Raw genomic sequence first — 23,996 nt, forward strand, 5'->3', positions numbered from 1 at the left:
GGCCTTTTTTAGGTACGATGTTTTACAACAATTTTTATGTCAATGTGATTTGTTTCAAACAACAACGGAATGGCTTCCATGCCCGGCACAAAATTGAAGATACGATCGGTCAGTACACCAGGCAGCTCTATTGGTGTATTGGCCGTGATCTCCACAATACTCCCCGGTTTATAAATCTCCAGTTGATGAGGCGTTATCAGTTTTAGGGTTTCATTATTGGTGCTGATGACCGGTAAGCTATACACTGCCTTTTCATTGGTAGCGGCGCCGCGGATATGCAAAGTATTTTCCTCAAAAATGTAAGTGAGACTACAATCCGGAGAAGGCGCCGGCTGCTGGGTTTCATTCACCAACAGGGAGCGGGTGTTAAAGGTGATTGCTTCGGATGTTTCCTGGTAATCCACTATAGCCTTAAGATCATTGATATGGAGGTATACCTGCGCGCCGGCTGTTAGTTTGAAACCGGGCGTCAAACAAACGGTATCCGCGTTCTTATCCCGTTGCATATTTAATGCTTCTACCAGTTGATATTTGTTCATGCTGCCGGCTAACAGGGGACCGGTATCGTTATGCCATAGCAACGATAGCGCGCCACCGCTGGCATGGCCACCTTTCATGGTATACTCCTGATCATAGCCGGTAATGGTGGCCCGCCATTTGTTTTTTGAGATAAGCCAGGTATTAATTTCCGGGAATGACTTTACGCCGTATATGCGTTCCCGTGGTAACTGAGCGGCGGTAGCCGGTTGTATGGTGGTGGCATGCAGTAATACGGTGGTGAGGGCTTTGCTATGCGCCAGTGAGTGGGCCACGCAAGGCAGGATACCATGTGATACATAGTGCGGACCGCCATGTAATAAATTGTCATGGGTACACAGCGCTAAAAGTCTGGTATTTTGCAATGCAGCTTTGTAAAATGCAGGGTTGCCCGCAGACATTAACGCATAGGCTGGCTGGCAGCCATCGCTGGTTCTGCTGCCCCAATAAGTCCATTTATAATTACGCGTTCCCCAGCTGTTATCCCAGGCGCCATCCGGCAGCATAAATTCCAGGTGTGCCTGTAAGGAGGCGGCTACCTGTTCCAGTAACGATGTATCATTCATCAGCTTACCATATAGCACCAGGGAGGGAAGGGACTCTTCCACGTTGTAGCCCAGGTCTACCGCGTAGCAGCCTTTTGGGCTTTTTTCAGAAATGGGTTTGCCTTCTCCAAATAATAATTTGTTGGTGGTAATGTGGGCAAGACTTTGCTGCGCCAGGCTTTTACCTTTTGTTATAAAATGCGGTTGCTGGAGATAGGTACCTATCAGGCATAGCGCATAACTTCCCGCAATGGGGTAATTGATGTTACCGGTATTGATAGTAAAATTTTTATTGAGATAATCACCTGCTTTTTGTAACCTTTTTTTCCATTTTTCCTGTGTGGCTTTATCCAGCAGGTGTTCAAAATGTACCAGTGATTCTGCCAGGGCGGTAGCACCAAATACGGTGATACCTTTCCAGTCGCCCATGCTCACTTCATTTAGCCAGGCGCCATCTGGTGTACTCACCATGGCTTCCATCCAATCATATAAGCGTATAGCCGCATCCGTATACTTCCGGTCTTTTGTTTTGTTGGCCAGATATAACAGCGGATAGATGGCATCGCCGCATCTGCCATGTATCACCGCGCAGGAAGGACAAAGGATCCCCCCATGCAGTCCTTTGGCAGATGGTTGATTGACCTGCAGTGCCAGCAATGCATCGCCCCATTGTTGGAGTAGCTGTTCGCTGAGTACCGTCAGTTCATTACCATCTGTTTTTAGTATCGCTGCGAAGCTGCCGATTTGCGGCAATAATAAACCGGTGCTGCTGAGTGTGGTTAACTTCAGAAAGTCCCTTCTGGATGTAATCATACGTGGCTATTGAAATGGTATCGGATGTCGCAATCACCCTCCAATAAAGTCGTGATTGCCCTGCATCCGTGATACGCATTGAAAGTATATTTGAATTGTTATTCTGCTACGGGTTTCACCAATATAATAAAACAAAAACAGAAATTATGAGAAAGATCATCGTTACGACATTTGTTTCCCTGGATGGGGTATTGCAGGCACCAGGCGGCCCGGAAGAAGATCCTACCCATGGCTTTAAGTGGGGTGGATGGACAGCCAAACTGGGGGATACCCTAACGCATCAAACGATGAGCGGCATTATGGCGCAACCTTTTGATCTGTTACTGGGCAGGCGTACTTATGAGATCTTTGCTGCCTACTGGCCATATGCAAAGGGAAATCCTATCGGGGAATTATTCGATCGCGTACACAAGTATACCGTTTCCGGCAAACCTATGGAACTGAGCTGGGCTAGCTCTACGCTGATCACCGGTGATGTGGTGGCGGAGCTGCGGCAACTTAAAACAACGGAAGGGCCGGACCTGCTGGTATTTGGCAGTGGTAAACTCATACAAACATTGCTGAAAGAAGGACTGGTAGATAAGTTGTATACCTGGGTATACCCCGTTACCCTCGGCTCGGGTAAGCGTTTGTTTGCGGAAGGCACACAGCCGGTTCAGTGGAAGCTGGTAGATTCAATCATTTCTACAACGGGCATTATCATTGCCACCTATGAACCGGCAGGGGAAATAGAGGTAGGCACCATTGGACCGGAACTGGAGCCTTCGGAAGCGGAGTTGAAGAGGAGGAAGGAGTGGGCGAAAGAAGGGTAGATGATAAATAAAATAGCGAACAACGGTCTTCGGCTTAAGGACCCCCTAAAGTGTGTAGCTTTTTGGAGATGCCATAAACCAGGAGACCGTCACTCGTTTTAAAAAAGGAAATCAACCCCGCTTCTCCGGTAACAACTGTACCGCATGATTACTGATACTGGTAGGAAATTGTGCTTTTACTTTATCCGTTACCGGATCTCGGTAACTGGTAGATCTTCCTTCTATATGCAGCCAGCCGGAAGGATCCAGGGTAATGAATGCAAAGAGGGCATCTTTGTAATAATGTGCACCTGATTCGGTGTACACGTAGCTGGCACTGTTGAGCAGGAAATAATGCACCCCGTTTCTCGCGCCGTATCTGTCGTCATGATCATGACCCATAAATACTGCCATCACCCCTGTATTTTTTCCTGCTTGTTTGGCGGCCAGGTTGGCATCGTCGAAGATGGCCAGAATTTCATCTGCATTACCCAACTCCTGGTAAAAGTCGCTCAGGAAAACCGGTTGGTGCATAAAAACGATGACGGGATGTTGAGCGGCGGCCAGATCCTGTTTCAGCCATTCCAGTTGCGGCTGATCGGTGAAACTACGCATGGGAGAGGGTAGTGGGCCCCAGTTGCTGTTATTGTAATCTTCCAGTGTTTTATCTTCTTTCCGTAAAAAATTCCTGTCCATCACCACAAAATGATAACCACCCTGACCAAAGGAATAATACGGTTTTTCCATGCCCCATAATTTCATGATGGTGGCTTTGTCGCAAACATCCATATCATGATTGCCGAGTACATGATATTTGGGGCCGCTGAACCGGTTCCATTGCGCCATGATTTCTTCCGATTTTTTGGGGCGGCAAAAATCCCCGCATTGGATAATGAAGTCGGGCGACTCTTTCATCACCGCATCCATAAAGGATTTCATCCGTGCTACTTCCGGTACATTAAATTGCAGATGATGCAGATCCGAAATAACGCCTATGCGTAATTTTTTAGCACTTTTAGCCGGCTGGATAATGGGGACAGACCAGGTATTGGAAGCCAATAATAAACCTGTGCCTGATAAGCCTATTTGCTTCAGGAAATTTCTACGTTTCACCATTCACTGTAAATTTATAATTCCGGAAATTAGGGTTATTCGGTTGAATTTTACAGTCATTTTTTTTAATACAGGGAAAACAGGTGAGCCTGCTCAACAAATTAAATCCGGGCAATAGGTGCTATATTTGCCAGGTCTTTAAAAATTACCAATGGCTAAAAAAATAGCACCGGCACAGATACAACCTTCCAGTTTTGATTTTTTAAATAAGCTGAAAAAAAACAATAACAGGGAGTGGTTCAATGAACATAAAGCTGTTTTTCAACAAGAACAGCAAGAGGTAGAGGCCTTTGCAGAATCATTACTACATGAACTCTCTGCCCATGATCTGATAGAAACTCCTTCAGGCAAAAAAAGTTTGTACCGCATTTACCGGGACACCCGTTTCTCCCATGATAAAACGCCTTATAAAGCACATTGGAGTGGCAGTTTTAAACGCGCTACTAAAAGTCGCAGAGGTGGATACTATTTTCATATTGAACCCGGCAACAGCTTTGTAGCCGGCGGTTTCTGGGGGCCCACACCAGCTGACCTGAAACTCATCAGGGATGATATTGCCTTTGACGCTAAGCCATTGCGAAAAATCATTAACAGCAAGGCATTTGTTACTACGTTTGAATCACTGAAAGGAGAGCAGTTGAAAACTACGCCAAAAGGGTTTGAAGCGGATCATGAAGCGATCGACCTGTTGCGCTATAAACAGTTTCTGCTCATCAGATCTTTTTCTGATAAGGAGGTGTTAAGCGATAACTTTTTAAAAGAGGTGAACGGAACGTTTCAGAAAATGCGCCCGTTCTTCGACTACATGAGTGAAGTGTTGTCTTCGGACCCCAACGGTGAGTAGCAGGGATATGGATGGACTGCCGGGAGCTCTCCGGCAGCCATCATTAAATCAGGTTTGCGTACACTGCTTCCAGTTCTGTTTGTGTTTTCCAGAAAGGCTGCGGTACAGTACCTTCCAGGTTGGCAATCAGAATACCTACATGGTTATGCCATCCTGTTGAAACACTTAACAGCGTAGATTTTTTGTCGCCCAGTTTCTGGTGTGTGATTACCATCAGGACGCGATCCGCCTGCTCCGTTAGCTCAAACGTTACTTCTGAACCACCTTCCCAGGTAAATGAAAGCAGGTTGGGAGAATCTACTTTTAATATGGTACCGGTAAAGTGGTGACCCTTATCCATGTCTTTATATTTTTCAGGTATCACATCTGGGAGGGGGCTAAGTTCCATGTGCATAAAATACAGGTCTACTTTACCGCCTTCAAAAAGTTYCATGTCTCCTTTTGCCAGCCACTTACCACGTTTTTCTGATTCCGTGAGGTAAGCCCATACCCTGTTGATAGGACCAGGCAAAGAGCGTTCAAACCGGAGAGTGCCGGGTGCAATGATCTTGCTGTACTTTTCCATAAAATCTTATTTTATCGTTTTGGGAATTTATCTGCGATGAGGTTCAGGTTAATATGGTGCTCCAGGTAAGCTTTTAAGCCATCTAAAACCGTGGTGAAGCCGCCTGTGGAGTCGCTGATTTTGCGGAGCAGATCATCACCCTGTTCTGTAAATCCATAGTTGGAAATCGTGACATAGGTGGTATCATCGGTGAGTGCTTCAAAATTAAAATCAACGGCAGTAGCGGGTTCGCCCCAGTCGATCGTTATTTTTTTGTTGGGTATAATTTCCTTTACAAAAGCTTTGCTGGAAACCTGGTACATTTCCCATTCCCAGGTAACCGTTTTACCTGCTGCTAGTTTATCGCTGCCTTTGGTGAACCAGAAATGCTTTGTAATGGCAGGATCAATAAAAGCTTCAAACACTATGCTGACAGGCTTTCTGATGAGCATTTGCGCTGTTGCTCCGGGTGTTTTATTCTTTGTCATCATGAAATAGTTTATGAATTGATTAATCTTCTCCGTTTAATAAATCCTCCAGGGTATCGAGTCGGCTGTTCCAGAAGGAGCGGTATTGTTCTGCCCATTGGGCTACTTCTTCCAGTGCTTTGAAATTGGCGCTGCAATGCCTTTCTCTGCCCTGCTTAACAATGAGCACCAGTCCGCATTCTGTAAGTATGCGCATGTGCTTTGAAATGGCTGGCTGGCTCATGTTAAAGTTCTCTGCCACGGTGTTCAGGGTTTGTGTCTGTTGGGCCAGTAGCCCTATAATAGCTCTTCTGGTGGGATCTGCGATGGCCTGAAACACGTCTCGTCTTGCTTTCATTCATTTACTATTTAGGATACATAACCATTTGGTTTAGTAAAATTATATATAACCATTCGGTTTAGCAAATTTATTTTTCGCTGGATCCTTTTATAATGAACTGGTCGTTGTGCGGGAATTTATCTATCAGGGAGGTATCAACGCTGAAATTTCCTGCCAGCAAGTCTTTGGGGTTACCACTTAACCACATGCTGAGATCAATGGCTTCATATTGACCGCTATTGAAGCCAATCAGCACCTTTAATACATCAGTACCGGTGTTTTTAATATAATGCCCTGCGCCCATAGGAACGTAGCCAATATCGCCCGCTTCAAACTGATCATTGATGAATTTTCCTTCCGCAAGGAAAACGCCCATTTCTGCATTTCCCTGGATATAATATTGCCATTCATCGGCATTGGGGTGCCAGTGTAATTCTCTCAAACCACCGGGAGCTATTTCGAATAAAGTACCAGTGATAGTTTTAGCGATCGGGAATTCCTTTTGAGTAACTACGCGCTGCAGGCCTCCACCAGGCACCAGTTTGGGCTGTTGCGCACATAACGGATAACGGTGAGGAGATAACAGGGTGCTGTCATTTCTCGGCATCGCCAATCCGGAAAGAGGAGCAGGGATCGCACTTTTAGCAAAGTATACTTCGCCATGCGGAAGCAAGGCTACTTCTGCGGTGGTGATGCCTAAGTTCTGCGCAGCAACGCCTGGTGGCACACTGGAAATGAAATCGGTGATACTGAAGGTATGGTCTTCCAAAAAATCACCATTATCAAAGATGAGGATGAAATGACATCTTTCTGGTCCCACACATTGCAGTACATGTCCATATCCTTTGGGGAAATACCATACATCGCCGGCCTGAAATAAATCGATATAGGTATTTCCATCGGGATGAACCACGGTAGTGCGCATATTCCCTTCCAACACATAGGCCCATTCGGCGGCATTGGCATGCCAGTGTAATTCGCGCATGGCGCCCGGCTGCAGCCACATACTTACCCCTGCAATGCCGGTGGATGCCGGAAATTCCTTTACCGAGGCGCCACGGGTAATGCCCCCCGGACCAATTCTGGGCTCCGCTTTCTCCAACTGGTATTTAAAGCTTACAGTTTTAATAGTCATATCTCCTTTTTATGATGTAGAGAACAACCCAAAGGAGAAAAGGTTACTTTCATTTCTTATTGAATGCCGGCAGTATATATTTACTGATCAATTCATCAGAAGGCGATTTCGTATTGTAACTACCTCCGGTAATCACCGTAATCATGTTTTGATCTTCCCAGATATATATTTTCTGGCCACCATTGCCCTGCGCGGCTTTGCCATAGTACCTTACGCCATCTGCATCCAGGTACTTAATCCACCATAGGTAGCCGTAATCTACATTCTGCACAACGGAATGTTTCGCCAGCGAGGCGTTTACAAAATCCACTGATATCACCTGTTTACCTTGCCAGTTGCCCTTTTGGAGGTATAGTTGACCAAGTTTGGCCATATCGCGGGGCGTCAGATAAAGCTGACAATAGGTTTCTGAACTCGACTGGTCCGGCTTAAACCTCCATTGAAAATTCCGGATGCTCAACGGCTCAAACAACTGCTGCTTTGCAAAATCAGGCAATGCCTGTTTTGTTGTTTTTTCAATGATACGTCCAAGCGTGATCGGGTTGCCGGAACAATACATGCCTCTGCCCCCCGGCGAGTCTACTACCGGCAAATCCAGGGTAAACTTCACCCACTCATCACTATAGTCCATCGTCACTTCATTGCCGGGAGATTTTGGGTCACTGTAATCGCAATCCAGGCCACTCTGGTTGGTCAGCAGGTGTTCTATCGTAATACCTTTTTTAGCGCCTGCATCTTTAATATTATACTCAGGAAAGAAAGGAAGTACGGTTTCATGCACGCTTTTAATGTATCCTTTGTCTATGGCGATACCCGTTAGCGCAGAAATGAAGCTTTTGGAAGCAGATCGCAATTCCTGCAAACTGTCACGACTGTACTCATAAAAGTATTCTTCAAATACCATCTTGCCATCTTTTATGATGATGACACTGTGTACATCGGGATAAGTACCATCGATTATTTTCCGCATCATAACAGATAGTAATGCCGTATCCAGACCGGATTTTTCAAGGTCACCGGTTTGCCAGCCATCGTTCAGGCGGGCGGGCTTGCTGAAACCAGTGTAAGCGCTGGCCCTGCTGTACCAGGAGGTGGTAGGAATATCATTTTGGTGGGTAAGCAGTTTAAATGTTTCTCCATTCACCGTATAGGTATTCACGTGATGAAGAGCATCTCTTCCGAACTGTACTTTTGCCTTGGCGGTATTTTCAAAAACATCCGGGCCTGTTGCCTTGAGCCGGTATTTACTTTGCGCAATAACAGCGTACAGTATGGTGTCTTTCGGAGATGCGACAATACGCAGGGTGCCATGATTCACAAATTCATATTGCCCTTCGAATTCCTGTAGCTGCTGCAAGGTGACTTTATATTTACTTTGGACCTGAGCGGCAGTGGTGGTATAGGTTCCCAAAAGTGCCAGTAAGAAAAACAGTTGTTTCATAACAAGTGATTTATGTATTTGTACCTATGCCAAACAATTTGAGTGCAAGATTTTAATCACTTGATTATCAGCTGTTGTAATTTTTATTGTGAGATAAAATTGTTCACTTTCAATACAGCTGTTGTTCGATTATGTGCATTTTTTGCAGGATGATTTTTTTATCTGCCGGAGAATGGGCTAACTCCAGGGCGGTTTTCAAACAGGATAATGCCCGGGGATTATCGACGCCGGTATAGAGTTCTCCTAACAATACCTGGTAAAGATGATGTGTTGCCAGGTTTAATTTCAGCGCTTCGGTAAGCGCCACCTCTTTTCCTTTAGCTTTGGATAAGGCGTATGTTCTGTTGAGCGCAGCAATAGGAGAGTATTCCAGTTGCAGCAGGTGGTTATATAGTTGCAGAATGTTACCCCATTTTTCCTTCGTATCATCTTTAATGGTATGCCAGTAAGCAATGCCTGCTTCCAGGTGATATTTTGAGATCTCCTGACCCTGGGAGGCGGTATTTAAAAATGCCTCGCCTTGTGCAATCAGTGCCTTATTCCAGAGGTTAGTGTCCTGGTCATCGTATAATACTATCTCACCAGCGGCATCTATCCTGGCATCGAACCGGGACGATTGAAAACTCATTAATGATAATAAGGCATGTACGAAGGGTTTGTTGGTGTTTTCATTTTCTGTCAGCAGGGAAGTTAACCGGAATGCCTCCAGGCAAAGATCTTTACGGAGACTGCTATTATGGCTGCTGGAATAATAGCCTTCATTATAAAGCAGGTAAAGGGTTCTCAGCACAGTATCCAGCCGTTTGTTTATTTCCGGCTCGCCGGGAAATTCTATCCTGATCTGTTCGGCTCTTAATTTGTCTTTGGCCCGCTGTAATCTTTTGGTGATGGTTTCTTTATTGGATAAAAAGGCGGCAGCAATTTCTTCGATGCCAAAGCCACATAGTATACGCAGCGCCAGCCCAATTTGCGCTTCGGCCGCAATAGCCGGATGACAGATAGCAAACATCATCTGCAACTGGCTGTCGTGGATATTTTTGGCGGACAGGTCTATTTCCGGCATATCTGTCTCCGTAGCGGAATATTTTAATTGCGCCGCTACTTTCTGACGAAAGACCGCCTCATGTCTCAGGTGATTTTTGGCTTTGTTTTTTGCCACGGTATACAACCAGGCAACAGGATTTTCCGGCAGCCCCTTAAGGCCCCATATTTCAGAGGCCGACAAAAAGGTATCACTCGCAATATCTTCCGCTATTTCGATATGCTCAAAGCCAAACAGCTTACATAACACCGCCGCAATTTTACTGTATTCGGTTCTGAACAGGTGTGGTATCAGTTCATTTTTTTCCATAAATAAAAGCCTTTGTAATATTACAAAGGCTTTGGAGATTTTAGGATGAAAAGATTTTTACATGACATTGATCTCCCTGACTTCAACACTACCACCGGTTAAAAAGATAGGGCAGCCTTTGGCCAGTTCAGCCGCTTCTTCCAGGGAGGATGCTTTCACGATAGAATATCCGCCCAGCGATTCTTTCAGTTCCGTATACGGGCCATCGGTAATGACGTGATCGGGTCTTACCACTTTACCGGATGGATGCAACCGGTCGCCACGGGCAGTCAGTTTATTTTGTGCGGCGATATCACCGATCCAGTCCATCCACTTCTGGGTGTTGGCCTGCATTTCTTCAGGAGAGCGTTTGCCCAATGCGCTTAAATCTGATCTGTACACAAACAGGAAATCTTTCATGGTGCTAAGTTTTAATTGTTATAAAGCATCATAACAACTCAGTGCCTCCGGGATGGACACATTTAATACATTTTATTATTTTTTGACTGTAAGCTACCTGTAAATTAACGATTTGTATTTAAATAATGCGCACGACCGGGGGAAACAACTAGTCGGATTTGAGGGCTGTTTGTTTTAAGTAGATTAGAAAATACCGGTATCCGGGTATTGTTTCACTGGCGGGTCTCCTTATATTTACAATAACCAATTACCCCTAAGCCCTGACCAATATGGCGAAGTATCCTTTCCTTTCCCTGAAGCAAACACTGTTTTTATTACGTATAGCCGTGGCCATTATATTCCTGGCGCATGCCATTGTAAGAATATGTAATGGTACCATCCCCCGGTTCGGCGACTTCCTGACCAACAAAGGACTGCCTTTCGGGGTAGGGTTGGTGTGGTGCATCACCGCCTATGAAATAACCGGCGGCATATTGCTGATACTGGGACGTTACACACAGTGGGTCACCGCTGGGTTTATCGCCTTGCTGCTGATCGGCATCGTGTTAATACATGCATCTCAGGGTTGGTTTGTAGGAGAACACGGCACCGGCGGAAGCGAGTACAGTTTTATTTTGATAGTGGCATTAATAGTGATTGCGGCGGAGAAAAGGCCGGTTTTAAAAGATTAATATTATAATGTTTGTACCAGCTGGATATTATTCCCACAGGTATCATTCAATACCGCTATTTTGTTGGGGCCCATTTGCGTAGGTGGCATACTGAACACCACGCCTGCCTGTGTAAGTCGTTCGTATTCTTTTTCTATATCATCCACATTAAAGAGTGTAAAAGGAATACCTGCGTCAAAAAGCGCTTTTTGGTAAACCCGGGCAGGAGCGAACCCCATAGGCTCCAGTAGGAGCTCTACTCCGTCCTGTTCTTCTTTTGAAACCACCGTCAGCCAGGCATGTTCGCCCAAAGGGATTTCTCGTTTTTTAATAAAGCCCAGCACTGTTGTATAAAATTGTAATGCTTTTTGCTGATCATCTACCATGATACTGGTTACCGTTATTTTCATATGTTGTTATTTGTTTTACAAACATAGTTATTGAACAGGCACGGAACTTATTGGATATTGCTTTTTTGCGCCTTTCGTTGAAATCGTGCAGGCGTGTAGCCGGTACTTCTTTTGAAAAGCGAGGTGAAAGTAGGAATGCTTTCAAACCCTGCTGCCATACAAACCTCCCATATCTGTCTGTTGCTTTTCAGTAATTGCTTTGCTGCCTGCATTCTGACAGAAGTAAGATATTGAAAAGGGGTGATACCGTAATAGGTTTTAAATAACCTGGTAAAATGAAATTTCGATAGAAACGCTTGTTGAGCAAGCTGCTCCAGGCAGATATTTTCCGCAAAATGTTGATCCATAAAATGCCTGGCCTGCTTTAGTTGAAGCGTCAGGTAATCTTTTGGATACAGCTCGCTGTTGAGTTTTTGTACCTGTGTCGCGTAAAAATTCATGGTATAATAAAATTAAGCAAATAGGTGATAATGTTGTCATCTTAAACTATTTTCAAAAAAGTAAAAAAAACGCTTGACTCTTACGTAACGTCAGCCCCTACCTTTGTTGCTGAAGGAAAAATGAAACAGTCATCATGAAGCAGTATACGGTAACAAAACTGGCGAAGTTAGCAGGTGTGAGTGTGCGTACGCTCCACTATTACGACCAGATAGGTTTGCTGAAACCATCCGTCCGTACCTCCGCGGGGTATCGGTTGTATGGCGAAGCCGAACTATTCCGGTTGCAGCAGGTGCTTTTTTACAGGGAACTGGACTTTGAGTTAAAGGATATCGGCGACATTTTGGATGATGCCGGCTTTGACCTGGAACAGGCCATGGAAGGACACCGGCAAATGCTACTGGCCAGGAAAAGCCATATAGAAGCCATGCTGGCTACTGTGGAGAAAACAATTTTTCACTTGCAAAACAAAGTAAAAATGAATGTAGAAGATTTATATGAAGGCTTACCTAAAGAACAGGCCCTGGCCTGGCGTAACGAGGCTAAAACAAAATGGCCCGGACAGGTAGCGCATGTAGAAAAACAATTACTGACCATGGATAAAGACAGCTTTCAACAATTACAGGATGGATTTAAAACCAACTGGAGTAACCTGGCAGCAATGTGTCACCTGGATCCGGCAGCAGCAGTAGTACAGGCGGAAATAGGCCTGCACTACGCATATATACTACAGTTCTGGGGCAAAACCGGTAACCAGGCGGAAGCCTATAAAGGGTTAGGAGACCTGCTCGCTACTGATGAGCGGTATGCAAAAACAGATGGTGTGCCCAATCCTGCCTTTGCCCGGTTCATGCAGCAGGCGATCCATATTTATGCGGCCACGAAACTGATGTAAGTTCAAATGACGGGTAGTGCAAAAGTTCTTCTTTTGCACTACTTTTGAACGACCATATAAAGTAACCTTGTAGCCCACTATCGACAGGTTTTAACGGAACCAGCATGGCCGGTAACTATAAAATTATGACCGGCCTTCTTTTTAGTAAATGTGAGAAAACAATCACCCCCGAAGAATTGACGAGCGTGCAAACAGCATTAGGTGGATAGCTTTGATGTAACCTACCGGATGACAGAAAACAGATGGGTACCAAATGATAGTATGGTGTTGCATAAACATGGACGCTGGTAGTACAATTCGGGGAGTGAAAAAATATATTATTAAGCCCTGCCCATCTTGCTTCTCAAAAATGAATAGTAGTGAAGCCTCCCTTTTTTGCCCGTTTGAAATGATTTGTATACTTTGCCAACGTTAATAAACACGTTACTGATGGAATTAAAGGATTTATCTCCGCAACCGCTATGGCAGCATTTTGCCGCTTTGAATGCCGTACCCCGCGCTTCTAAGAAGGAAGAACGCGTCATCGCATTCATACTGGACTTTGGTAAAAGCCTGGGTCTTGAAACAAGAAGGGATGCCGTAGGAAATGTGGTGATTAAGAAACCCGCTACGCCGGGAATGGAAAACCGTCAAACGGTGATATTACAGTCTCACCTGGATATGGTGCATCAAAAAAACGGAGACGTTAACTTTGATTTTGCTACCCAGGGCATTGATATGTATATCGACGGCGATTGGGTAAAAGCCCGTGGTACTACGCTGGGTGCGGATAACGGCATTGGTGTGGCGACCATCATGACGGTATTATCTGCTACAGACCTGGTACATCCGGCAATTGAAGCCATGTTTACCATTGATGAAGAAACCGGTATGACAGGCGCCAAACAACTGGATCCTGCTAATTTCAGCGGCACCATTCTGCTGAACCTGGATACAGAGGAAGAAGATGAACTCACCATCGGTTGCGCCGGCGGCATCGATACAAATACCAAAGCATCTTATAAAGAAGTACCTGCCGGAGCTGGAACTATTGCTTTTGATATTCGCATCAAAGGACTGATGGGCGGACACTCTGGTATGGACATTCATAAAGGAAGAGGTAATGCCAATAAACTGATGAACCGGTTGCTGTATAAAGCCAAACAAGCTTTCGATATTCAACTGGTAAGTCTGGATGGTGGTAGTTTGCGCAATGCGATTCCGCGTGAGTCGCAGGCAACAGTCACTATTCCGGAAACAGACAAGGACGCTTTTACTGCTTTTATTAAAGTGTTCTCCGCTGTTTTAACAGAAGAATACAAGTCGATAGAGAAAGATCTTCAGGTAGTATTAAGTGCAGTGGCTACACCCGCTGCCGTAATGGAGCCGGAATATTTTACCCGGTTACTGCGTGCTGTTTATGCAGTGCCTAATGGGGTATTCCGCATGAGTCCTGATATTGAAGGATTGGTGGAGGCCTCTTCCAACCTCGCAAGGGTGATAGTAAAAGACGGTGTTTTTATTACGCAGTCCCTGCAACGCAGCAGCGTGGAAAGTACCAAAGAAGACGTATCGATGGCAGTAGGCGCTGCATTTGAAAATATAGGTTGCGAAGTGGCGCAGGGCGGCGACTATCCCGGCTGGAAGCCGGATGCAGATTCTGCTATCCTCCGGCTGATGCTGAAGTTGTACAAAGATCATTTCACACACCAACCTAAAGTAGGGGCTTGTCATGCGGGATTGGAATGTGGTATTTTAGGCGGCCACTTTGCCGGTGGTTTGGATATGATTTCTTTTGGGCCTACTATTCAGGGTGCGCATTCTCCGGATGAAAAAGTACAGATCTCTTCTGTGGGCAGGTTTTATGATTATTTCCTGCATATACTGAAAGAGATGCCGGTAAAATAAAACCGTTTTTAAAAGAGGAAACCCTGCGATCTCCGCAGGGTTTCCTCTTTTAAGSCATTCTGGAGCATGCCTTGCAGCATGGCATCGTCAGAGAAACCAATCCAGGCCAGGTCGGGTTTGCCGATGGCGTGGCCAAGCAGGGCGGCTATTTCCGCACCGTTCTTTTCATCACTTGCTACATAACGAACAGACTTCCCGCTGAAAGAAAGGGTATCCAGCGCTTCTGCAGCAGCGGCAGCGATATCGTGCGGATGCGACATCACAATATTGGCTGTTGCATCAAAATTGTTGCCGAGGATGTTTTGATGCCGGATCATATCCATGCTGCCATAGAAGTTAGAGTAAAACATACCTGGCCGCAGATGTAGCACCTGCACATCTTTCAGGGCATTTAATTGTTGCTCTACATAATAATTGGCGCTGGTAGGGCCGGGGCCATCAGGAATATGTGCACCAATACTGCTCAGGTTCACTACATAACGTACACCCGTTTGGGCGATGGCGTCTGCATAACGCTCTCCCACACTTTTGATATATCCACGAAGATCAGTTGTCTGGAAGTTGGGTGGTATCATGGTATATACGGCATCTGCTTTGGCGAAGGCCTTTAACAGGAAATCAGTATCCTCAATGGAACCAATGGCCGGGATGGCGTGCAGTTGCTCAATGGCGGCTGCTCTTTCCGGATTATGACTAACAACAGTTACCTGGTGGCCTTTTGCGGTTAATTGTTGTGTGAGCTGCTGGCTGATGTTTCCTAAAGAGCCTGTAATAGTAATGTTCATAAGAAATGTGTTTTAAAATTTTCTTTGACAAAAGTAGTTTAGTACTTACTTTTGTACAAGTACTTACCCTAAAGTATGTATCTATGGCAAAGACAAAAGAGAACTCCACCATCCAGGAAAACAAGAAGGCTGCATTCCAGGAATGCCCTGTCACTTATGTAATGGAAAAGATTGGTGGCTATTGGAAACCTATTATCCTGTTTCACTTATTATCCGGCAACAAAAGATATAGTGACCTGAGAAAATCAATTCCGGCAATCACCGAAAAAATGCTCATCCAGCATTTAAAGCAACTGGAAGCCGATAACCTGGTATTGCGGGAAGCTAAGCCTGTAGTGCCTCCTCATGTTACTTACAGTCTTACAAAGGCTGGAGAAGCGCTAAAGCCTGTGTTATATGCCATGGCAGTTTGGGCAGTAGGCGACAGTAAAGAAAATGCCGCCACTTTCCGGAGAAATCTGAAAACTTTTCCGGGATTCGCGGGATGATTTATTCATCTGCTTCTTCCGCCAGCTCCCGGCTATTTGCATGGCCCGCGCGTACAAGGAAAAGCCACCAGGAGTGGAATATGCATTAACTACCAAGGCGGAGCAGGCCCTCCCCGCAATGGATGTTTTAACGGCGTATGGGCAATACCTGATGAAGGAAGAAGGGGTGGAGTAAATCAGGGTTTATTCCATTGGAGCTTGCCATTTTCATCGCGCATGCCAGCTCTTTTAAGTTRCCCATTGCGTTGAAATTCCTGGTAAAGCCCACGGTCTGTTTGGTTGTACAAGGTAGATATATAATGAATCAACCCATTACTGTAATAATGAACAGACACGCCATGTTCATTGTCTCTGCCAATAAAGTTTTCACTTTGAATCTGCCCTGTTCTGTAATATTGTCTTGATATAATCTGTTCACCAGCGGCGTTGTACACACTTTCATATTGTGCCTGTATTCTGCTAAAATCAGCCTTCAGCGAATCCTCGCTTTGGTAGAAATCGGCAATGAGCAAGTTTTTCCATGCCGGGTCAATAATGGTGTCGTAATATACGCGGGACACATTATAGTTTTTCCCTTCTTTAAAATACGCTTCTCTGTAAATCTGCCCCGAAGGATAGAACCATTCACTTTTTCCATCTTGTAATCCATGAATATAGTTTTCTGTTGCCCGCAGCTGTCCGCCCGGATACCACAATTTTCTACTGCCCTGCAGTTTGTTATCCAGGTAGGTTTCTTCCAGCTCTTTATTGCCGTTTTTATATTTGCAGATATACACCCCATCCGGATAAAATTTTGCCGGCGTCTTATATAATTCCTGTAATTTTTCCAGGTCTTCAATACCTCTTTTAAATACCCAATCCCTTTCACCGCTGGTCTCCCTGTACATGATATTCCGGTCGCAGGCCCTGATAGAGAGTTTACCATCGGTCAGTATGCCAAAAAGAATCCATTCTTGTCCTTTCGAAATCCCCATATCGCAGCTGCTGTTTTTTTCATATTCCAGGAGCTGCTCTACGGCCTCACCTTTGAACAAAGTAATTATTTTGAATCTAAGCGTGCCGGTTTCATCAAAATTTGTAGCCGCCACCTTATCACCATCATCGGTGATTACTACATGGGCAATAAATTTATACGTGCTTAATTGTGACAAACTATCCAGCTTGGGTAATCTTGTACATTTACAGGCAAATGCTGCCTGGAAGGAGCATAGACAGCTGATCCAGCTCAACATGATAAGGTATCTCATAACTATTCCAGGGGTTAGAATTAACCCCCTTAAGCTACGATAAAAAAAGGAATTTTAATGTATACGACCTCTTTCCTCTTCATTGCCGTTGTCATTGTTGGCGGCTTTATGTTCACTGCTACCGAAGCGATAAGTAAACCCTAATAAGATATACCTGCTTAACTGGAAGTTCGTGAATTTCTGTGGTACGCCGTTAATATTGGAAGTCACGGCAGTAGCGCTGCTGCGGAAAATATCATTCATCGTTAAAGTAATATCTACCTTCTTTTTAAGTACCGCGGCTTTCAACCCGATATCCATTTTGTAATAAGCGTCCGATTTCCCGATATGATCTACTTCCGGAAACTGATACCAGGCATTTACAGCGGCGGCAAAGGTTTTGTCCTTATTAAGCCAGATGTTGTTATTGGTAGCCAGGTATAATCCGAAACCACTCACGCCCTGGATATTGGGAAGCGTAGATGTTGCATTGGTATGATAGAAGGTGACCTGGTTATTGTTATCCAGCCATGAGAATAAGTGAAGGGCAATGTTTTCTGAAACACCCACGCGGTATGTCTTCAGGAAGTTTAACGGTTTCGTATATACGAGATTAGTATCGGGGCTGGCGATCGTCAGGTTGTTAAAACCATTCTCAGTAATATTGAAAAATACAGAAGAAGTCAGTATACTTTTATACGTATGTGATACTTCGACGTTGGTGTTGTATTCCGGATTTAAATACGGATTACCTTCTCCATAGCTATACGCGGTGTAGAGCGATTTAAACGGATTCAGGTTCCAGAAGGAAGGGCGGTTAACGCGCTTGCCAATGGTAAGTGCCAGGCTATTATAGGTATTGGCCTGGTAGGAAACCGATAACGATGGAAACAACCGGAAATATTTATTGACGGTGGTTTGATCGAGGGTATAGGAATAACCTTTGGTTTGGGTTAATTCTCCTCTGAGGCCAGCTTCAAACTTCCATTTGCCCTGTTCTTTATTCATGCTGATATACAGGGCCTGTGTATTTTCCCGGTAATCAAATTCATTACTCAGGTCAGTGTCATAAGTCAGTTCACCCTGCGGGCTTTTTTTATAATAGAACGCATTGCTGTAGTTATCGATGAAACTCAGCTTGGTACCAAACATAATTTTTGCAAAGGACGTAGGTATTTCAGCATCCGCTTTAAAGGTGTAAATATTGAAGTTCTGTTTGTTGTTATCATAGTAGCGGGTAGTAGCCATCGGATGCAGCAAGTCAGTGCCCAGGTAATTATGACTTTCAAAATCAGACTTATCTGTACGGTAGTAATTCATGTAATCTGCATTCAGCAACAGTTTGCGGCCGGTAGTATCAAAATTGATGACGGAATGCAGGTTAACGGAATTGCTGAGGGCAACAGGGTAGTAGGTAGCATAGGTTCTTAAGAGAGAATCCATTTTCCCGGTGTTGTTATTGTAAACGGGATTATTCACATGATCTGAACCATCGTAAATGTTTTTGCCACCCTGGTAGTTGATGCCAATAGTGGCTTTGGAGCTGATCTTGTAATCAGCGCCTGCTACCACATTTATATTACGATATTTATAATCACCGGTATCGCTCTGCAGCCAGGTTTGTTTCGGATAATTAAGAACGGTCTGAAAGCCTTCCAGGTGATGATCCTGGTCCACGTTGATGCTACCATAGGCCGACCAGCGGGCTGCGTTGTAATTGAGCGTGGCGCTGGCATTCAGCGCTTCGTAATTGCTGGTGCCAAAAGCTTCCGCAGGACTATAAAACCAGTGTTTGGCGTTGGCCTGTATGTTACCGGAATAGCCTCGCTTTTTACTTTGTTTGGTGGTAATGTTGATTAATCCTGCATTGCCTTCTGCATCGAAGTTAGCGGAAGGGTTTTTGAGCAATTCAATTTTAGAGATCTGGTTGGCAGACATCGATTTCAGATACCGGATCAGCTCCAGGCCGGATAATTGCACCAGGCGGTCGTTGATCATTACTTTCACTGCGCCCTTGCCGGCGATGCTGATTTCATTATCATTCACTTTGATGCCCGGTACTTTACCGATGGTAGTGAGTACATCGCTGCCGGCAGCCGTAATGCTGGAAGAAACATTGTATACTAACTTATCAGGACTATCATTAATAGCCGGCTTCGCTGCAGATACCACTACTTCATCCAGGCGGGTATTGGCAGACTGTAACAGCAGGGTAATAACCGTATCTTTTTGCAGGGTGAGCAGCAACACGGAAGATTGATAACCGGTCAGCGAGGCACTCAACTCATATTGGCCGGCTTCCAGTTTGCGGAAGCGGAAATGCCCGACACTATCGGCCTGCACGGCCTGTTGCTGGGTAGTATGAAGACGTTGTATACGGATGATCGCAAAGGGAAGCTGTGCTTCCGTGGCACTGCGCACGGTTCCGGAAAGGGTTGACTGGGCGTAAGCATGACTACAGAACAGGCTGATAAGAACCAGCGGGAAAAATAATTTCAACTATAACGGAATTTATGTAAAAAGATAGTCACCAAGATAATAAATAACACCCGGAGGGGAAATGATAACATGATAAGTGGTAAAGTCCCGATAAGCTGGAAGGGTGTTGTGAAAGTCAGGAATAAATGCTAGGTTGAGTACGTAAAACACGATACCATGAAAATTGTTTTATTCGCGCTGCTTTTCCTGACAGGCATTAAATCATGGTCACAGGATAAAATAGCCTCCTATATCGTTACTCCTAATCAGCGGATCCATTTTTACTGGAAAGTATTGCCAGGACAGACTTTTAGCACCATAGCAGACCTTAAAAACAGGCTGGCCGCTAAAAATGACACCCTTGTTTTTGCCATGAACGGGGGGATGTTTCAGYCGGACTATGCGCCGGTAGGATTGTATATCCAGCGGCAGCAGGAAATAACGCCACTGAACCTCACCAGCACAGTTGGGAATTTCGGTTTACAACCCAATGGTGTTTTTTACCTGACCACCGAGCAGGTGGCCGTTGTTTGTGCCAGCAACCATTTCAGGAATGACGGGCATATCAAATACGCCACACAATCAGGCCCCATGCTGGTGATTGATGGCGCCATGCATCCTGCTTTTAATGCCAGTTCAAAGAACCTCAATATCAGGAATGGCGTAGGCATTTTGCCGGATGGCAGTGTGCTGTTCGCCATTTCAACAGCCCCCATTAACTTTTATGATTTCGCCCTGTTTTTTAAGAATAAAGGATGCAAAAATGCCCTGTACCTGGACGGCGTTATTTCCCAGATGTATTGTCCGGAAAAAGAGATGTGGCAAGACAATGGGAAATTTGGTGTGATCATCGGCGTAGTGAAGGCAGCAGTAGTATTATAAATTACATTAATCCTTTTTTCAGATCATCGCGCCTGGACCTTGATACCGGAATCGTACTACCGTCGAGCATCAGCAGGTAGCCGCCGGATTCTTTTACCATACTGCGTACAAATTTTTTATTCACCAGGTGCGATTGGTGGCAACGTAGAAAGCCGTATGGCGCCAGCATTTCCTCATATTCATATATAGAAACAGCCACCGTAATTTTTTCTCCATCTTTCAGGTAGAAGTGTGTATAGCTATTGCTGCTTTCGCAGCGAACAATATCCCTGGTGTATACAAACCTGGTTTCTTTCAGCGAAGGGAGGGCGATGCGGTGTTCTTCTTTCTGTTGCCCCTGCTGTAATATTTCCACCAGGTATTGCATTTGCCGGTGTTGCTTTTTCTTCGCGATGGCCGTGGCGGCTTTATCTACCGCTACTTTGAGCTCAGTGGGATCTACCGGTTTCAGTAGATAATCCATGGCTGCAAATTTTACGGCCTGTATACCGTATTGGTCATATGCCGTGACGAAGATCAGCGCAAAGTTAGGAGAGGAAAGTTCCTTCAGCATATCGATACCGCTTTTGCCGGGCATCTGTATGTCAAGGAAAACAAGATCCGGCCGGAGCTGCTGAATGGCAATGATGCCTTCAGCAGCTCCATTAGCGGTGCCCGTTATCTGTACGTCCGGACAATGTTGTTCCAGTAGCCGTTGCAGGTTGATGATGTTGATAGGTTCATCATCTATGATCAGTGCATTAATCATTGTCCAGCCAGTTTTTGAACCGGAAATAGCAGCGGGTACCACTGGCGGAGCTGCTGACGTCCAGTATTATTTTGCGATGCTTATACATCCGGTTAAAGAGTGCGATCCGTTCCTGCGTGAGTGGTATCCCATGACCGCTGGCGCCGTTGTTCGGATTAAATCCGTTGCCGTTGTCGGTCACGTATAACAACAAGTCCGATTGCTCCCTGGTGATTTGCAACGTAAGCAAGCCATTTTCTCTTTTACCGGAAAGACCATGTTTAGCCGCATTTTCGATCAGTGGTTGTGCCAGCAGTGGCAATATCGTAATCTCATCTGCCGGCAAGCCAGGTAAAATATCTAGGGCATAGCGAAAACCAAAGCGGAGTCTTTCCAGCTCAATATAGTTATTCAGATCCTTTAGTTCAACGCTGAGTGGTACAAACTCTTTTCGTCCCTGAGAGACAGCGCTGCGCAGCAGGGCAGCAAATCCGCTGAGGTATTTGTTGGCTTTGTCTGTTTGCTGGTCGTTCATCAAACCCTGAATAGAGCTCAATGCATTAAACAGGAAATGAGGATTCATCTGTGCGTGTAAGGCCTGCATTTCCAGTTGCAGGTATTTGATACGCCGTTTATTTTTCCGGGCCCGGGAAATAAAGTAGCCTAAGAGAAGGAGTGTCACCGCTGCCGCAAAAAGAATCACTTTAAACCAGGTGGTCTGGTACCATAGCGGCGGGGTGTAAAAGGTATAGACAGATAATTTACCGTGACCATCCGCATATTTCACCTCCAGCTTGTAGTGCGCATTGTCATTTAGTGTTGTCATGAGCACCAGCCCGTCTGTTTTTTGCCAGGCAGTATCCCGGTAGCGGCCACCGGTGATGCGATACAAAAGAATGGAGTCATTGGCTTCACTGTTATCTCTCCTGAAATAAAATGCCATCTGACTCCTGGGGGAAATAAGCTGATTGTCACCCGCTAATCCGCTCCCCGGCCGGTCGCGATAATGTAACGAATTATATATCAGGCTGCTTTTTTGCGTCAGTAGGCTACTGATAAAGGAAAGCTCATTGCGATCCTCATCATGCACATTCGTCATCATAAAAGGTTGCGTGTAAGCATTCTCCCGGTGAAGATGCAGCCGGAGCAACGGGGCGGCGCTATCTCTCCGCAATTCTATCAGCATACTGTCGCCTACATTCAGGCTGTCATTTACCAGCCAGTAAACAAGCGGCTGTTCGTGAGACGGTGTAGTACAGAGGAGGTTTGAATCTTTAAAAGATGGCATTTTGGGGATATACTGCCAGTCCCTCACCAGGGTATCGTTCCGGTACACCCTTGTCTGTAGCGCTGCTATCGGAAAAGCCCGTTGATCGTGGGCAGAGGTATCGTAGTAAAACGTGCCGGTGGTTATTCTTTTGTCGACAGTAGTACTATCATTTTTATAAGCTCTCAGGATCACGTGGCTACCGTATACCGTGAATTGTTCCTCTTTAAATGGAAGTGCAAGGTAGTTGGGCATGTCGTCATGGATGGACGTTATGTAGTTATTCGCAAGGGTCATTTGAAATCCCGGCAAGAAAAAGTGCTGCCCGAATTGAGATGGGGTTTCCACCTGGGCACTTGCAGACGATACTCCCAAAAACAACAGCAGTAACGCAAAGCGTATTCCTTTGTTCATGATTAAAGATATATTATTTGAGTAATGAAGGCAATAATTTGAAAAGATCCAGATCTGCTGTTACCGTCTTTCCTGCGGGATGGTGGCAGGGAATTAAGTAACCGGGACATCCATTTTTTGTAAAAATGCGTAGCCTTCCCCGTTATAATATGCTCCTTCTTGAAAGTGACCTCTCCCGGTTTGAATTTGACCCCTTCCCACATAAATCAATGATTTTTTACAATTCCTGCTCCGGACACCGGGCTACTTTTGTATAAAATAATGAACGCCATGAACACGATAAAAACAGCAACAGCTACCATATCCCTGCTATTAGCCGGCGCAATGACACCTGGAATAGCAAATGCACAGCAAGTAAACAAACACACAAACAATAAAACATTTACCATGGAAAACAATAGGGCGATCGTACAGGAATTATATGAAACATCTTTGAATAAGAAACAGCTGGAGTTATTACCCAACCAGATATCTGAAGAGTTTGCAGGCCCAGGAGGTGCAAAAGGGGTAAAGGGATTTATAGATCCATTCATGCCATTAATCAACGCTTTCCCGGATATTCAGTATAAATTAATCACGCTGGTAAGTGAAGGAGATAAGGTAGTAGCCCGGTGGAAATGGACTGGTACGCAAACCGGCACCTTCCGGAATGTTCCGGCCACAGGCAAAACGATCAGCAGCGATGGGATCTCTATATATGAATTCAAAAACGGGAAAATAGTGGGTTCAGATGTGCAACTGGATCGTTTAGGTATTTTACAATCCCTGAATGTGCTTCCGGCCAATATCGCACCGGTAAAACCAATAAAAGACCAGGTACAGTTCATCGATAAATTCCTGGTACCTGCTAATGCCATCACTGAATTCAAAGAAAGAACCACGTTTAACCGTCAGTTCATCAAAACCTTGCCTGGATTTATTACGGATGCAGAATATGTGTATACCGATGAACAAGGTAATCTTATCTGTATAACGGTGGCGCAGTGGGAAAACAGAGAAGCCCTGGCAAAGGCAAAAGAAAGGGTGCAGGCAAAATATAAAGAACAGGAATTTAACCCCGCAGAAATGTTCAAACGCTTAGGCATAACTGCCGACAGAGGCATCTATACCGCCGTAGGAGCCAACTAAA

Annotated in this window: 24 protein-coding genes; 8 read left to right on the forward strand and 16 right to left on the reverse strand. The window is 45.1% G+C overall.

What is annotated here, in order from left to right; all coding sequences use genetic code 11:
- Positions 1 to 8: 8 nt before the first annotated feature.
- Positions 9 to 1,895 carry an ulvan lysase-like protein gene (locus AC1DP6_RS27545; RefSeq protein ID WP_477057743.1) on the reverse strand — a complete coding sequence of 629 codons (1,887 nt, stop codon included), beginning with the start codon at positions 1,893 to 1,895 and terminating at the stop codon, positions 9 to 11.
- A 146-nt stretch (positions 1,896 to 2,041) separates the two neighbouring features.
- Here AC1DP6_RS27545 and AC1DP6_RS27550 point away from each other — a divergent pair, with 146 nt between their 5' ends.
- On the forward strand, positions 2,042 to 2,707 hold the full coding sequence (locus AC1DP6_RS27550) for a dihydrofolate reductase family protein (RefSeq protein WP_477057744.1): 666 nt from the start codon (positions 2,042 to 2,044) through the stop codon (positions 2,705 to 2,707).
- Positions 2,708 to 2,818: 111 nt separating this feature from the next.
- Here AC1DP6_RS27550 and AC1DP6_RS27555 read toward each other — a convergent pair whose 3' ends face one another.
- Positions 2,819 to 3,802, reverse strand: coding sequence for a metallophosphoesterase family protein (locus tag AC1DP6_RS27555; protein ID WP_477057745.1), 984 nt, complete (start codon positions 3,800 to 3,802; stop codon positions 2,819 to 2,821).
- Between the two features lie 148 nt (positions 3,803 to 3,950).
- On the opposite strand from AC1DP6_RS27555, the gene AC1DP6_RS27560 reads away from it, so the two are divergent.
- Positions 3,951 to 4,643: a DUF2461 domain-containing protein gene (locus AC1DP6_RS27560; protein ID WP_477057746.1), complete on the forward strand. Its 693-nt coding sequence runs from the start codon at positions 3,951 to 3,953 to the stop codon at positions 4,641 to 4,643.
- A gap of 43 nt (positions 4,644 to 4,686) precedes the next feature.
- Here the strand turns inward: AC1DP6_RS27560 and AC1DP6_RS27565 are convergent, their stop codons facing one another.
- From AC1DP6_RS27565 to AC1DP6_RS27595, 7 genes are all read right to left on the reverse strand, one after another.
- Positions 4,687 to 5,208: an SRPBCC family protein gene (locus AC1DP6_RS27565; protein WP_477057747.1), complete on the reverse strand. Its 522-nt coding sequence runs from the start codon at positions 5,206 to 5,208 to the stop codon at positions 4,687 to 4,689.
- Positions 5,209 to 5,219: 11 nt separating this feature from the next.
- Positions 5,220 to 5,678, reverse strand: coding sequence for an SRPBCC family protein (locus AC1DP6_RS27570; RefSeq protein WP_477057748.1), 459 nt, complete (start codon positions 5,676 to 5,678; stop codon positions 5,220 to 5,222).
- 19 nt (positions 5,679 to 5,697) lie between these two features.
- Positions 5,698 to 6,012: an ArsR/SmtB family transcription factor gene (locus tag AC1DP6_RS27575; protein ID WP_477057749.1), complete on the reverse strand. Its 315-nt coding sequence runs from the start codon at positions 6,010 to 6,012 to the stop codon at positions 5,698 to 5,700.
- 70 nt (positions 6,013 to 6,082) lie between these two features.
- On the reverse strand, positions 6,083 to 7,129 hold the full coding sequence (locus AC1DP6_RS27580) for a cupin domain-containing protein (RefSeq protein ID WP_477057750.1): 1,047 nt from the start codon (positions 7,127 to 7,129) through the stop codon (positions 6,083 to 6,085).
- Between the two features lie 49 nt (positions 7,130 to 7,178).
- Complete coding sequence (locus AC1DP6_RS27585; protein WP_477057751.1) at positions 7,179 to 8,570, reverse strand: serine hydrolase domain-containing protein; 1,392 nt, start codon at positions 8,568 to 8,570, stop codon at positions 7,179 to 7,181.
- A gap of 109 nt (positions 8,571 to 8,679) precedes the next feature.
- Positions 8,680 to 9,921 carry an RNA polymerase sigma factor gene (locus AC1DP6_RS27590; protein WP_477057752.1) on the reverse strand — a complete coding sequence of 414 codons (1,242 nt, stop codon included), beginning with the start codon at positions 9,919 to 9,921 and terminating at the stop codon, positions 8,680 to 8,682.
- A 57-nt stretch (positions 9,922 to 9,978) separates the two neighbouring features.
- Entirely contained in the window at positions 9,979 to 10,320 is a 342-nt protein-coding gene (locus AC1DP6_RS27595) for a YciI family protein (protein WP_477057753.1), read from the reverse strand.
- A 269-nt stretch (positions 10,321 to 10,589) separates the two neighbouring features.
- On the opposite strand from AC1DP6_RS27595, the gene AC1DP6_RS27600 reads away from it, so the two are divergent.
- Positions 10,590 to 10,991 carry a DoxX family protein gene (locus tag AC1DP6_RS27600; RefSeq protein WP_477057754.1) on the forward strand — a complete coding sequence of 134 codons (402 nt, stop codon included), beginning with the start codon at positions 10,590 to 10,592 and terminating at the stop codon, positions 10,989 to 10,991.
- A gap of 2 nt (positions 10,992 to 10,993) precedes the next feature.
- On the opposite strand, the gene AC1DP6_RS27605 is transcribed toward AC1DP6_RS27600, so the two are convergent.
- On the reverse strand, positions 10,994 to 11,380 hold the full coding sequence (locus tag AC1DP6_RS27605; protein ID WP_441576634.1) for a VOC family protein: 387 nt from the start codon (positions 11,378 to 11,380) through the stop codon (positions 10,994 to 10,996).
- A 47-nt stretch (positions 11,381 to 11,427) separates the two neighbouring features.
- Complete coding sequence (locus tag AC1DP6_RS27610; protein WP_477057755.1) at positions 11,428 to 11,820, reverse strand: helix-turn-helix domain-containing protein; 393 nt, start codon at positions 11,818 to 11,820, stop codon at positions 11,428 to 11,430.
- A 134-nt stretch (positions 11,821 to 11,954) separates the two neighbouring features.
- Here AC1DP6_RS27610 and AC1DP6_RS27615 point away from each other — a divergent pair, with 134 nt between their 5' ends.
- Positions 11,955 to 12,713, forward strand: a complete 759-nt coding sequence (locus AC1DP6_RS27615; RefSeq protein ID WP_477057756.1) for a MerR family transcriptional regulator — start codon at positions 11,955 to 11,957, stop codon at positions 12,711 to 12,713.
- A gap of 429 nt (positions 12,714 to 13,142) precedes the next feature.
- Positions 13,143 to 14,600 carry an aminoacyl-histidine dipeptidase gene (locus AC1DP6_RS27620; RefSeq protein WP_477057757.1) on the forward strand — a complete coding sequence of 486 codons (1,458 nt, stop codon included), beginning with the start codon at positions 13,143 to 13,145 and terminating at the stop codon, positions 14,598 to 14,600.
- Positions 14,601 to 14,608: 8 nt separating this feature from the next.
- Here AC1DP6_RS27620 and AC1DP6_RS27625 read toward each other — a convergent pair whose 3' ends face one another.
- Positions 14,609 to 15,385, reverse strand: a complete 777-nt coding sequence (locus AC1DP6_RS27625) for an NAD(P)H-binding protein (protein ID WP_477057758.1) — start codon at positions 15,383 to 15,385, stop codon at positions 14,609 to 14,611.
- A gap of 83 nt (positions 15,386 to 15,468) precedes the next feature.
- Between AC1DP6_RS27625 and AC1DP6_RS27630 the strand changes: the two genes are divergently transcribed.
- On the forward strand, positions 15,469 to 15,873 hold the full coding sequence (locus tag AC1DP6_RS27630) for a winged helix-turn-helix transcriptional regulator (protein ID WP_477057759.1): 405 nt from the start codon (positions 15,469 to 15,471) through the stop codon (positions 15,871 to 15,873).
- A gap of 176 nt (positions 15,874 to 16,049) precedes the next feature.
- On the opposite strand, the gene AC1DP6_RS27635 is transcribed toward AC1DP6_RS27630, so the two are convergent.
- Both AC1DP6_RS27635 and AC1DP6_RS27640 read right to left on the reverse strand, forming a co-directional pair.
- Positions 16,050 to 17,120, reverse strand: coding sequence for a hypothetical protein (locus AC1DP6_RS27635; RefSeq protein WP_477057760.1), 1,071 nt, complete (start codon positions 17,118 to 17,120; stop codon positions 16,050 to 16,052).
- Positions 17,121 to 17,174: 54 nt separating this feature from the next.
- Entirely contained in the window at positions 17,175 to 19,598 is a 2,424-nt protein-coding gene (locus AC1DP6_RS27640) for a TonB-dependent receptor (RefSeq protein ID WP_477057761.1), read from the reverse strand.
- Between the two features lie 156 nt (positions 19,599 to 19,754).
- On the opposite strand from AC1DP6_RS27640, the gene AC1DP6_RS27645 reads away from it, so the two are divergent.
- A complete protein-coding gene (locus tag AC1DP6_RS27645) occupies positions 19,755 to 20,459 on the forward strand; it encodes a phosphodiester glycosidase family protein (protein WP_477057762.1) in 705 nt (234 codons plus the stop codon).
- Position 20,460: 1 nt separating this feature from the next.
- Here the strand turns inward: AC1DP6_RS27645 and AC1DP6_RS27650 are convergent, their stop codons facing one another.
- Together AC1DP6_RS27650 and AC1DP6_RS27655 are read right to left on the reverse strand one after the other, a co-directional pair.
- On the reverse strand, positions 20,461 to 21,207 hold the full coding sequence (locus AC1DP6_RS27650) for a LytR/AlgR family response regulator transcription factor (RefSeq protein WP_477057763.1): 747 nt from the start codon (positions 21,205 to 21,207) through the stop codon (positions 20,461 to 20,463).
- Positions 21,200 to 22,867, reverse strand: coding sequence for a sensor histidine kinase (locus AC1DP6_RS27655; protein WP_477057764.1), 1,668 nt, complete (start codon positions 22,865 to 22,867; stop codon positions 21,200 to 21,202). Before AC1DP6_RS27655 ends, AC1DP6_RS27650 begins: the two co-directional genes overlap by 8 nt.
- Positions 22,868 to 23,137: 270 nt before the next feature.
- Between AC1DP6_RS27655 and AC1DP6_RS27660 the strand changes: the two genes are divergently transcribed.
- Positions 23,138 to 23,995, forward strand: a complete 858-nt coding sequence (locus AC1DP6_RS27660) for an ester cyclase (protein WP_477057765.1) — start codon at positions 23,138 to 23,140, stop codon at positions 23,993 to 23,995.
- The last annotated feature ends 1 nt before the right edge of the window (position 23,996 follow it).

Source organism: Chitinophaga sp. 01L420 (assembly GCF_056399985.1).